The following is a 10041-nucleotide window of genomic DNA, read 5'->3' as shown; positions in this document are numbered from 1 at the left end:
GTTACTCCTCGTCGGTTGCTTCGTCTTCGTCGTCTTCAGCCTTGGCTTGTGCGCGCTCCTCGCCGAGCTCGGTCAGCTCGACGCTCCCACCGGCGGCCTCGACCTTCTCGCGAGCGCCGTCGGAGAAGGCGTCGGCGACCAGTTCGAGCTCGTTTCGGACCTGGCCGGCACCGAGGACCTTCACCGCGTCGGCGTCCTCGTCGACGACCTCGCGGGCGTCGATGCGGTAGCCGCCGTCGGTCGCTTCCGCGACGCCCTCGGCCGCCAGCAGTGCAGCGTCCTCGTCGAGCTCGCGGACCTCGACCTCGGCGATCTCCTCTTTGACCTTCTGGGGTCGCTTGAAGCCGCTCTTGCCGATCGGTTCGTAGTTGTGGAACTCGTGTTTGTCGCGCCCGGCACGACCGCGGCCACCGCGGTGACCGGCACCGCGGCGGTTCTTGTGGGAGCCGCCGCCGTGGGTGCGCGAACCTCGTTGTCGTCGTTTCTTACTCGTCATTATCGCATCGCCTCCAGTAGCTGATCGATCTGCTCGGAGTCGTGCTTCCCGAGCTGGCCGCTCTCGGTAGCGGCGTGTTTGAGCCCGTCGTGGCCGCCACGGGGCGGGTGCAGACGGAGCGTCGGGGAGAGCCCCTCGTCGCGGAGCGTCGTCTCCTCGTCGACGAGGGCCTGCGCGAGCGCACCGAGGTCGTCGTAGTCGGTGTGCTCGGCGATCCACTCGTCGTCGACGTCGGCCGACCCTTCGAGGGGTTCGGCTCGCTTTGCGAGCAGCGTCTCGACGACGTCGACGCTCGGCTGACCGTGGGCGACGAAGTCGTTGACCTTCGTCACCATGCCACGGTAGGTGTCCGTCTCGGGGACCAGCACGCAGTGGTTCACGCCGTGGATGTTGAGCATCTCCAGCGTGTCCGATACCTCCTCGCTCATGTCGACCTCACCGCGGAGCTGAACAAGTGCCTTCATTCGATCACCTCACGCTTCTCGAAGGTACGTTCGGGCACGCGAGCCTCGGCCGTGTTCTGCAGGGCGTTGAAGGTAGCCTTCGCGAAGTTCACGGTCGTTCGCGTGTTGCCCGACGAGCGGGTCCAGATGTCTTCGATACCGGCGAGTTCGAGCACCTTGCGGACGGTCTCTCCGCCCGCCAGGCCCAGCCCACGCGGTGCGGGCTGGAGCTCGACCTCGACGCTCCCGGCTTTGCCGGTCGTGCGCAGCGCGACCGTGTGGGGACGGCCACAGCCACACTCCCAGGAACCGCAGCCACGGGAGATGTCGATGAGGTTGAGCTTGCCGACCTCGATCGCCTTCTGGATCGCACCGCCGACCTGGTCGTCACGTCCCTCGGCGTAGCCGACGAGCCCGTCGCGGTTGCCCACGACGACGACACAGCGGAACTTGACCCGGCGTCCGGAGTCGGTCATCCGCTGGACCATGTTGATGTCCAGGACCTCGTCCTCCAGATCGGGGACGAGCTGGTCGACAATTTCCGGTTCCTTGAGCGGCAGGCCAGAGTTCAGCGCCTCCTGCATCGAGTCGATCTCGCCGTTGGCGACCTGTTTGCCCAGCCGCGTTCGTGGGTTCCATCCGTTACTCATAGTTCATCTGCCTCCAGCAGTGTCTCCCGGAGCTCGTCGAAGTGCTCCGGCAGCTCGGTGGCGTCGAAGTCCCGACCGTAGAGGTCCTCGTCGAGCGACTCGGCGTACTCCGCGATGTGAGAGCCGCGGGTTCGCTGCCAGTCGGCGAGCACACTGTCGTTGTGGGGGATTTCGAGCCCAGCGTCGATTGCACCTTCCTGTACCGCAAAGACCTTGCTGCCCGGCGTCGGGCTGTTGAGCCCGATGTCGAGGACCGCCTCCTCGACGCCGTTCTCGATCGCTCGCAGACCCGCGAGCAGACCGGTGAGGTACGCGGCGGGCAGGTTGCCCGTCGGTGCCTCCCAGCCGAACTCCTGTAGGTCCTGCGACTGTGCTGCAGCGAGGGTCTCGTCTCCGTCGGGGCCGAGCGTCACCAGCTGCGCCCTGACGTGCTTGTTGCTCTTTCGAGCAACGAGACGGGGCTTGCCAGATTTCAACAGGCGCAACCGCTGATGGTAGTCCGTTCGTGCCTCACGGCGGCGCCGCATCGGCACCTTGTATCGTGGTCCTGTTGCCATTATTCGTCACCGTAGTTTGCTTCGACGTATCGTTGCAGGTCGGCGACGCTGTCGAACTCGCCGCCGGCCGCCTGATCGTACAGGTCGCGGTACTGCGAACTGTCGAGTTGGCCGTCGTCGCGCTGCTCTTTGAGCCAGTTTCGCTGGGCTCGGATGCGCGACGACCAGTCCTTTTTCTCGTTCTGTCGTGCGCCGGCTTTCCCCTTCCGGGAACCCGCTCCCTTCTGGTGGCCGTACGCTCGCTTCTCCTGGCGTGCTCGCGCCTGACCGCGCGAGTTGCCCTGGGCGTCTTTCGCCTGAATGGCACCCTCGTCGATCATCTCGCGGACGTCGTCACGCGTGATGGCGTCTGCGAGGTCGGACTGGCGTTCGGGATCGAACCAGACCTTGTTCTCGCCGACGTCGAGGATGTCTGCTGCGAGTCGCTTCTGTGCTGTCAGGTCCGTCATTCGACTTGTACCTCCTCGTAGGTGGGGTTGAGTACGCGGATACCCTCGTCCTCGGCGACCTCTTCGATGCGCTCGCGCTTGCGAGCGCCGACCTTCGAGGCGATTCGGACGGCTTCGCGGTCACCGTCGACGCCCTCGAGGTCGTCCACGTTGTGGACGTACACTTCCTCGAAGCCCGACGGGTGCTTGCCTCGCACCGCCGTGGGCGAGCGGAAGCCGGCTTCGACTTTGTCGCCCTTGCCCTTGATGCCGCGGCGCTGCTTCGAGAGCTTGCCACGCGGCGCGCGCCAAGAGGTCGGGATCCGCTTTTTCTTGTGGTGGTCCTGTGCGTTGAACTGAGGCTTGCCGACCCGGTCGCGCTGGGTGAGGAGCCGTTCTTCCTCGTCGTCGAGGGTCGGCGTCTTGTCGACCAGGCCGCGAGGGCGGAGTTCCGTCTCGACGTCCTCGTCGGACTCGTCGGTCTCCTCTTCCTCGACCTCGGCCTCAGTGTCGTCGGCGACTTCGAGGCTGCCGACGTCGGCCTTGATCCGAGCGGCGAGCGCGTTGCCGACGCCCGAGACGTTTGCGAGCTGGGACTGGTCGGCACCGCGAACGTCGTCGACGGTCTCGAAGCCGGCCTCTCGGAGGGCCTCTGCTTTCGAGTCGCCGACGCCGCTGATGTCGGTCAGTTCGGTGAGTTCGTCGTCGCCCTGCTCGGTTGCGTCTTCGTCGTCTACCATCAGGCGTCACCTCGGTTCGGCTTGTTCGTGATGTACACGCCGTCCTGGAACACGCGGACGTCCTTGTCGTTGACGCGTGTGAGCTGTTCGATGTCTGCGGCTGTCTGGCCCACGGCCTCGATGTCCGGGCCGGAGAGGGTGAGTTCCTCTCCGTCGACGGACACGTCGGTGTCGCCGTGGATGGGAGCGCGTCGGGGCGCTCGCTCGCCGAGGAAGTTCTCGATGACGACGTCACCGTCTTCGACTTCGACCTGCATCGGGAAGTGAGAGTAGAAGACTTCCATCTCGTACTCCCACCCTTCGGTGACGCCGTGGAACATGTTCTCGACGTGGCTCTCGAACGTCCCGATCGTCGAGCGCGTCTTCGCGTCCGATTCCTCGGAGGCGATGACGACGCTACCGTCCTGAACGGAGACGTCGATGTCCGGATACCAGAGTCGCCGTGTGACGGAGCCGTTGGGCCCCTCGACCGTGAGGTCGAGGTGGTCCTGCTCCGCGCTTGCCTCGTCTGGAATTGCGAGTGTTACTTCTGGCATTGTTAGTAGACGTATGCGATGACCTGGCCACCGATGCCCTCTTCGCGGGCCTCGTAGTGGCTCATGATGCCGTGGCTGGTGGTCACGACGAGCGTCCCGTAGTCACGGGCGGGGAGGAATCGTTTCTCCCACTTTTCGAACTCGTCTGCGCCCGCGGTGTAGCGGGGCTTGACCGGGCCACATTCGTTGATGGCACCTTTCAGTTCGATCTCGAAGGAGCCGGCTTTGCCGTCGTCGACGAACTGGAAGCCGTCGATGTACCCGCGGTCGTAGAAGACCTCGAGTACGCTGCCGATCTCGTTCGAAGCGGGCTGTACTGTCTGTTCGAGGTGGCCGACGCTCTCGGCGTTGTCGAGCGCCGACAGCGCGTTGGCGAGTGGGTCGTTTCCTGTCATAGTTAGCTGTACTTCTTGAATCCCATGCCCCGAGAGATCTCTCGGAAGCACTGGCGACACAGCCAGATGTCGTACTTGCCGACGAGACCCTGCTCGCGACCGCATCGCTGGCACGCCTCGAGCTGTCCGGTCGGGACCGATTCCTCGGCCTCTGTTTCTGATTCGCTTTCGCTCATTCGCTCACCTCCACGTCGAAGGTCGACTCGACGTAGGCAGCGGCGTCGTCGGCGTCGAGTCGATGGCTGGACGGGATCGATCGCGAAGCCTTGTCGCGCTTGGCCACGCGGTAGCCGGGGCGGACGAGGTTGACCGTCACGTCCAGCCCGTAGATCCCGATCTGCGGGTCGTACTCCTGACTCGGGAAGTCGGTGTGTTCCGCGACACCGAAGCTGAAGTTGCCGGTGTCGTCGAACTGCGAAACTGACAGCTCCGTCAGCGGGAGCGCAGTTTCGAGGAACTTCTGGGCGTCGTCGGCCCGCAGGGTCACCTTCGCACCGATGGGGTCGCCCTGGCGGATCTCGAACTCGCCGACGGTGTTCTGTGCGACCGTCCGGACCGGCTGCTGGCCCGCGATCTCGGCGAGAATCTCCTCGCCTTCCTGGAGTTCGCGACCACCCTGGCCGACGCCCATGTGGACGACGACCTTCTCGACGCGGGGCTCGCGCATCTCGTGGAAGCCGGCGTCGGTCTCGGAGCTCATTCGTCGTCACCTCCGTCGTCCTGTGCGGCCGCGTCCTCGGCGTCCTCGTCGACGAAGTTCTCGTCGATGACGACGACGTACTCTTCGACGGTCTCGAAGCCGTCGCCGTCGGTCTGCTCGACGAGCACGTTGTTCGAGGAGCTCCCCGGCGTGACCTGAATCTCGTCGATCTCGCCGATCTCACCGGCGTGTGCGCCGTCGACGGCGGTGACCAGCGCGCCCGCTTCGTACTCGAAGTGAGCGACGATCTCGCCTTCTCGGGGCTCGTCGCCGCTCGAACTGTCCGAGTCGCCCTGAGACTCGCTGTCCTCGTTGGCGACGACGATGGAGTCGCCACCGTCGTAGTCGGTGTCTTCCTCGACCAGGAGCGTCTGGCCGTCGTGCAGCGTCAGCTGGATCTGATCGCCGCTGACCGCTCGCTTGCCGACGATCTTGCCCAGCTTGGACTGTGCGCTGTCCTCGTCGATGGGGGTCAGCGCCAGCCGACCGCCCTCGCCGGGGAACACGCGGTAGTACTCGTCTCGCTCGACGAACGCCAGGATGTCGAACATCCCGACCGGGCGTTCCTCGTCGGAGACGGCCTTTCCGTTGATCAGGACGCTGTCGTTGTTGAGGGCGTAGCGGGCTTCCTTGCGGGAGTCCGCGTAGCCCAGCACGTCCCGCAGGACGATCAGGAGGGGGACTCCTGCTTCGCCGTGGGGACCAGCGTCTGCCTTTACGGTGAACGTCTCGGTCTTGCGCTCGACCGGCCAACTCTTCGGGACCGATAGTCGTTTCTGATGGTTGCTCATGCGCTGTCCTCCTCGGATTCGAGGCGCGCCTCGCGGCGGTCGTCGTCGAGATCCAGCTCCGTGACGCGAACGTTGCTCGCGTCGAGCGGGCGTGGAACGTCCTCGCCGTCGGCTGCCGCGACGGTCACATCCTCGACGTAGATGGCGGCGTCGTCGAGGTCGACCTCGACGACTTCGCCCTCTTCGCCTGCGTAGTCGCCGCGCAGCACTTCGACGGTGTCGCCCGCGTTGACGCGAACGGATCGCTGGTCGTACTCCTCGCGGAGGTCGTCGGCCAGCGTCGCTCGCACCTGCTTTTGCTTCTCGTGAAGCGGGGCACGCCGTGCGTTCTTGCGCTGTTTGGATGGTTGTCGTGTCATGCTATACGATCATCGTCGCCGTGCTCGCGATGGAGCCGAACCGTTCGGCGACCTCGCGAGCGATCGGGCCCTTGATCTCCGAGCCCTGGGGTTCTTCGTTCTCGTTGATGATGACGGCCGCGTTGTCTTCGAACTTGACGCGGGTGCCGTCCGGACGGCGGATCGGCTTGCGCTGGCGGACCACGACGGCCTCCAGCACCTGCCGACGCATCTCCGGCGTCCCCTTCGTGACCGAGACGGTGATCTTGTCACCGATCCCGGCCTTCGGATGACGGTTCTTCGTCCCGGAGTAGCCCGAGACGCTGATGACTCGCAGCTCGCGTGCGCCCGTGTTGTCGGCACACGTGATCAGCGAGCCCTTCTCGAGACCCTGCGTCACGTCTGCTTTCAGGGCCTCCATCAGTCGTCACCCTCCTCGATTGCAACGACAACGTGGCTTTTCGTCTTCGAGAGCGGTCGACACTCTGCGATCGTGACCGTGTCGCCGACCGCGAGGTCGAGACAGTCGGGTGCGTGAGCCGGTACGCGGCTGCGTCGCTTCATCAGCCGGTCGTACTTGGGCACCTTCACGTCGTACTCGCGTTCGACGACGACGGTCTTCTCCATGTCAGTGGACGCGACCTCGCCTTCGATCGTCTGCCCGCGGACACTCAGTGTGCCGTGGAACGGGCAGTTATCGTCGGCACAGGCCTCGTCCGGTTCCTGTACGTTCAGTCCTAGCGCCATTTGGAATCACCTGTCGCTTCCGTGCGTCGAGCGGGGCGGGCGACCAGGTTCGAACCGCGAACCCGGACCGACTGCGACTCGGAGTCGCCCTCGGCCGGGAGGTCGAACCGGAACGTCGCCGCGTCCTTCGGCACGTGCCACACCCGATCGGTCCCCTCGACACCCAGCGTCTTCGTCGTCTCGGTGACGACGGTCCCGGCGATACCGATCGCGTCGGGATTCGCCGCTGCGACGACCTCGACGTCGAGGCCGGCGAGTTCGTGTCGTGGGAGGGTTTCGGGTGTCAGTGGCATCATTCGGAGTCCTCTTCGTCCGCAACGCCGCACGTCTCACGGGTCAGACAGCTGTCTCGCGGCGAAGCCGCGCGACCGTCCGCGGAACGTCGATCCGCGCTCTTCGACCCGTCGGACCTCATTCGAGGTCCCCTTCTTCGGTCTGGATCGTCTTGATCCGGGCGATGGCCTTCCGCAGCTCGCCGATGCGACCCGGATTCTCGGGTGCCCCACCCGCCGCCTGGACGGCGCGGGCGTTGAGCAGTTCCGTCTTGAGGTCTTCGAGTTCCGACTCGCGCTCGGCGGCCGTCATGTCGCGGACCTCCTCGACGTGGATGACGGTCATTCGTCGTCACCCTCCTCGCCGTCTGCGGACGAGTCCGCACCGTCCATCTCGTCCATCAGCTCTTCGGCCTCTTCGGCGGTGTCCTCGTCGAGGTCCTCCTCGATGGACTCCTCGACGTCGTCGATGTCGACGTCGGCGTCCTCGTCGGAGGGTGTCTCGACCTCGTCGAAGTCGTCTGTCGTTTCCTCGACGACCTCCTCGTCGACGTCTTCGACGAGTTCGTCCTCGTCCGCGTCCTCGTCGGCGGGGGCCTGCGCGCCGTGCTCGGCGGCAGCGTCCTCGCCTTCGGGCTCGCCTTCGAGGAGTTCCTCGACGGACTCGCCGTCGGTGTCGGCGACGTAGTCCTCGACCTCGACGTCTTCGTAGATCTCGAAGTCGTCGGGGAGTTCCGCTTCCGGCGGGATGATCTTCACTCGGACACCGATGGTACCGAGTTTCATCACGGCGACGCCGACGCCGCTGTCGACGATGTTCTCCGCGGGCTCACCGTTGTGCTTGATGTAGCCGCGGTTGAACTTCTCCACGCGCGAGCGTGCACCCGTGACCTTTCCGGAGAGGACGATCTCTGCGCCCTTCGCGCCTGCTTCCATGATCCGGTCGATCGTGGTGTGACCGGCCTTGCGGAAGTACCAGCCGCGTTCGAGGGCGTTGCCCAGACGGTCCGCGACGATGCGGGCGTTGAGGTCTGGCTCCTCGACTTCCTGGACGTCGACCTGCGGATCTTCGAGGCCGAACTCCTCTTCGAGTGTGGTAGTGATCTTCCGGATGTTCTTCCCACCCTTGCCGATCACCATACCGGGTTTCTCGGCTTCGAGCACGATCTGGGTCCCCATCGGCGTCTTGGCGACGTCCATGCCGCCGTAGCCGGCACGACCGAGTTCGTCTGCGAAGAACTCGTCGATCTGGGTCCTCTGAAGTCCGTCTTCGATGAACTGCTGTTCGTCTGCCATTATTCGTCGACCTCCTCTAAGATCAGTTCGACGTCGACCTGCGGACTGTTCCAGGCAGATGCCCGGCCCATCGCGCGGGGCTGGCGACCCTGCTGTTCGCCGACCTTGTGGGCGGCGACGTGCATGATCTCCATGGACCCGCCGTCGAAGCCCTGGTGGTCCGCGTTCCCGACTGCGTTTTCCAGCAGGTCGAGGAACGCTTCGCTGGCCTTCTCGGGGTAGCGACCGGCGTCCCAGCCGTCGATGTCGTTGCGGTGGCCGACGCCCGAGTTGTGGGACTTGAACGGGACCGACTGCTTCTCCGCGATCACGTCTTCGAGGTACGAGACCGCGTCGTCGGCCGTCATGCCCTTTATCTCCCGAGCGATAGCCTTGCTGTGCTTGTGGCTCATCTGCCGCTCCCGGAGCATCGCTTTCGCCGTCGTGTCCGGGTCGGCGTCGACTGAGTAGCTGATTCCCATGATTTACTTGAGCGGTACGAACTTCGAGGAGCGGGTCGCCCCGATGCCGGCCTGACCGTGTTCGACCGACTTCCGAGTGAGCTGGAACTCGCCGAGATAGTGACCGATCATCTCGGGCTCGACCTGCACGCGCTCGAAGCTCTGCCCGTTGTGGACGGCGAAGGTCAGATCGACGAACTCCGGCAGGATCGGCATATCCCGCAGGTGGGTTCGGATCGGGTTGTTCGCCGTCTCCTCGGGCGCTGCGTCGCGGGCCTCCTCGAGCAGCTTCTGTTGCTCGTCGGTCAGACCGCGTGTGATACTTCGCCGCTGGCGAGCGGGGAGCAGTTCCGCAACCTCGTCGAGCGACAGCTCCTGCAGCTCGTCGAGCGTGTGGCCACGATAGGTGAAGTCACCCTCCTGGCCAGTCTGATATCCTGAACTCATTCGTTGCCACCTCGACCGGTTCGCTTCGAGGAAATGTCGCCGACCTTTCGACCCGGCGGGGCGTTACGCGAGATGGACTTGGGCTTGCCGGGGTGCTGTCGGCCGCCGCCACCGAACGGGTGATCGACGGCGTTCATCGCGACACCGCGGACGTTGGGCCACTTGGTCCCTCGCGCTTTCATCTTGTGGTGCTTGTTGCCGGCTTTGACCATCGGCTTCTCGGTGCGGCCGCCACCGGCGACGACGCCGATGGTGGCACGACACTGCGGGTCGAGCCGCTTGACAGCTCCCGAGGGGAGCTTCACGACCGCGACGTTGCGGTCGTGGGTCATCAGCTGTGCGCTGACGCCGGAGGCCCGGGCGAATCGACCGCCGTCGCCCTGGTTGGCCTCGACGTTGCACACCGGGACCCCTTCCGGGATCTCGGCGAGCGGGAGGGTGTTGCCGGGCTCGATGGCCGCGGAGACACCCACCTGCATCCGATCACCGACGCCCACGCCCTCGGGCGCGAGCACGAGGCGTCGGTCGCCGTCGCCGGACTGCGTCCGGCTGCCCGAGGGACTCTGTCCCTCGCTGTCCTCGAACTCGACGGCCGCGACGGGTGCCGAGCGGGCGGGATCGTGCTCGATGTCGACGACCGTGCCGGAGACGACATCGCCGTCTTCGACGTTACGGTGCTGCAGGTCTGCCTTGTAGCGGTGCGAGGGAGCCCGGAACGTGGACGTCCCGCGACCGCGTCGTTGTCCCTGAATTCGTCGTCCCATC

At 65.3% G+C, this 10041-nt stretch carries 20 protein-coding genes; all 20 read right to left on the bottom strand.

Features of this window, described 5'->3' with window-relative positions:
- Position 1: 1 nt before the first annotated feature.
- The 20 genes from HALKA_RS0116960 to HALKA_RS0116865 all read right to left on the bottom strand — a co-directional run bounded on the left by HALKA_RS0116960 (position 2) and on the right by HALKA_RS0116865 (position 10040).
- On the bottom strand, positions 2 to 496 hold the full coding sequence (locus HALKA_RS0116960) for an uL15m family ribosomal protein (RefSeq protein WP_018259122.1): 495 nt from the start codon (positions 494 to 496) through the stop codon (positions 2 to 4).
- Positions 496 to 960, bottom strand: a complete 465-nt coding sequence (gene rpmD / locus HALKA_RS0116955; protein WP_018259121.1) for a 50S ribosomal protein L30 — start codon at positions 958 to 960, stop codon at positions 496 to 498. Before rpmD ends, HALKA_RS0116960 begins: the two co-directional genes overlap by 1 nt.
- Complete coding sequence (locus tag HALKA_RS0116950; RefSeq protein WP_018259120.1) at positions 957 to 1589, bottom strand: 30S ribosomal protein S5; 633 nt, start codon at positions 1587 to 1589, stop codon at positions 957 to 959. Before HALKA_RS0116950 ends, rpmD begins: the two co-directional genes overlap by 4 nt.
- Positions 1586 to 2146, bottom strand: a complete 561-nt coding sequence (locus tag HALKA_RS0116945; protein WP_015762803.1) for a 50S ribosomal protein L18 — start codon at positions 2144 to 2146, stop codon at positions 1586 to 1588. Before HALKA_RS0116945 ends, HALKA_RS0116950 begins: the two co-directional genes overlap by 4 nt.
- Complete coding sequence (locus HALKA_RS0116940) at positions 2146 to 2595, bottom strand: 50S ribosomal protein L19e (protein WP_015762802.1); 450 nt, start codon at positions 2593 to 2595, stop codon at positions 2146 to 2148. The genes HALKA_RS0116945 and HALKA_RS0116940 overlap by 1 nt, the downstream gene beginning before the upstream one ends.
- Positions 2592 to 3314 carry a 50S ribosomal protein L32e gene (locus tag HALKA_RS0116935; RefSeq protein WP_018259119.1) on the bottom strand — a complete coding sequence of 241 codons (723 nt, stop codon included), beginning with the start codon at positions 3312 to 3314 and terminating at the stop codon, positions 2592 to 2594. Before HALKA_RS0116935 ends, HALKA_RS0116940 begins: the two co-directional genes overlap by 4 nt.
- On the bottom strand, positions 3314 to 3850 hold the full coding sequence (locus HALKA_RS0116930; protein WP_015762800.1) for a 50S ribosomal protein L6: 537 nt from the start codon (positions 3848 to 3850) through the stop codon (positions 3314 to 3316). The genes HALKA_RS0116935 and HALKA_RS0116930 overlap by 1 nt, the downstream gene beginning before the upstream one ends.
- Before the next feature lie 2 nt (positions 3851 to 3852).
- Positions 3853 to 4245, bottom strand: coding sequence for a 30S ribosomal protein S8 (locus HALKA_RS0116925; protein ID WP_015762799.1), 393 nt, complete (start codon positions 4243 to 4245; stop codon positions 3853 to 3855).
- 2 nt (positions 4246 to 4247) lie between these two features.
- Complete coding sequence (locus tag HALKA_RS0116920) at positions 4248 to 4421, bottom strand: 30S ribosomal protein S14 (RefSeq protein ID WP_015762798.1); 174 nt, start codon at positions 4419 to 4421, stop codon at positions 4248 to 4250.
- On the bottom strand, positions 4418 to 4945 hold the full coding sequence (locus tag HALKA_RS0116915; protein WP_018259118.1) for a 50S ribosomal protein L5: 528 nt from the start codon (positions 4943 to 4945) through the stop codon (positions 4418 to 4420). The genes HALKA_RS0116920 and HALKA_RS0116915 overlap by 4 nt, the downstream gene beginning before the upstream one ends.
- Positions 4942 to 5736 (bottom strand): 30S ribosomal protein S4e, encoded by a 795-nt coding sequence (locus HALKA_RS0116910; protein ID WP_018259117.1) that lies wholly within the window; start codon positions 5734 to 5736, stop codon positions 4942 to 4944. The genes HALKA_RS0116915 and HALKA_RS0116910 overlap by 4 nt, the downstream gene beginning before the upstream one ends.
- Positions 5733 to 6095: a 50S ribosomal protein L24 gene (rplX, locus tag HALKA_RS0116905; protein WP_015762795.1), complete on the bottom strand. Its 363-nt coding sequence runs from the start codon at positions 6093 to 6095 to the stop codon at positions 5733 to 5735. Before rplX ends, HALKA_RS0116910 begins: the two co-directional genes overlap by 4 nt.
- 1 nt (position 6096) lies before the next feature.
- On the bottom strand, positions 6097 to 6495 hold the full coding sequence (locus tag HALKA_RS0116900; RefSeq protein WP_018259115.1) for a 50S ribosomal protein L14: 399 nt from the start codon (positions 6493 to 6495) through the stop codon (positions 6097 to 6099).
- On the bottom strand, positions 6495 to 6821 hold the full coding sequence (locus tag HALKA_RS0116895; protein ID WP_015762793.1) for a 30S ribosomal protein S17: 327 nt from the start codon (positions 6819 to 6821) through the stop codon (positions 6495 to 6497). Before HALKA_RS0116895 ends, HALKA_RS0116900 begins: the two co-directional genes overlap by 1 nt.
- The gene (locus tag HALKA_RS0116890; RefSeq protein WP_026190395.1) at positions 6812 to 7114 is read right to left on the bottom strand and encodes a ribonuclease P protein component 1; all 303 of its coding nucleotides are present in this window, start codon (positions 7112 to 7114) and stop codon (positions 6812 to 6814) included. The genes HALKA_RS0116895 and HALKA_RS0116890 overlap by 10 nt, the downstream gene beginning before the upstream one ends.
- A gap of 118 nt (positions 7115 to 7232) precedes the next feature.
- Positions 7233 to 7439: a 50S ribosomal protein L29 gene (rpmC, locus tag HALKA_RS0116885; RefSeq protein ID WP_015762791.1), complete on the bottom strand. Its 207-nt coding sequence runs from the start codon at positions 7437 to 7439 to the stop codon at positions 7233 to 7235.
- Positions 7436 to 8389: a 30S ribosomal protein S3 gene (locus tag HALKA_RS0116880; protein ID WP_018259113.1), complete on the bottom strand. Its 954-nt coding sequence runs from the start codon at positions 8387 to 8389 to the stop codon at positions 7436 to 7438. Before HALKA_RS0116880 ends, rpmC begins: the two co-directional genes overlap by 4 nt.
- Positions 8389 to 8850 carry a 50S ribosomal protein L22 gene (locus HALKA_RS0116875; RefSeq protein WP_018259112.1) on the bottom strand — a complete coding sequence of 154 codons (462 nt, stop codon included), beginning with the start codon at positions 8848 to 8850 and terminating at the stop codon, positions 8389 to 8391. The genes HALKA_RS0116880 and HALKA_RS0116875 overlap by 1 nt, the downstream gene beginning before the upstream one ends.
- Positions 8851 to 8853: 3 nt before the next feature.
- Positions 8854 to 9276 (bottom strand): 30S ribosomal protein S19, encoded by a 423-nt coding sequence (locus tag HALKA_RS0116870; protein ID WP_018259111.1) that lies wholly within the window; start codon positions 9274 to 9276, stop codon positions 8854 to 8856.
- Positions 9273 to 10040: a 50S ribosomal protein L2 gene (locus HALKA_RS0116865; protein ID WP_018259110.1), complete on the bottom strand. Its 768-nt coding sequence runs from the start codon at positions 10038 to 10040 to the stop codon at positions 9273 to 9275. The genes HALKA_RS0116870 and HALKA_RS0116865 overlap by 4 nt, the downstream gene beginning before the upstream one ends.
- Position 10041 lies beyond the last annotated feature (1 nt).

This window comes from Halomicrobium katesii DSM 19301 (assembly GCF_000379085.1).
Lineage (GTDB): Archaea > Halobacteriota > Halobacteria > Halobacteriales > Haloarculaceae > Halomicrobium > Halomicrobium katesii.
This window is presented reverse-complemented; position numbering and strand designations above follow the sequence as displayed.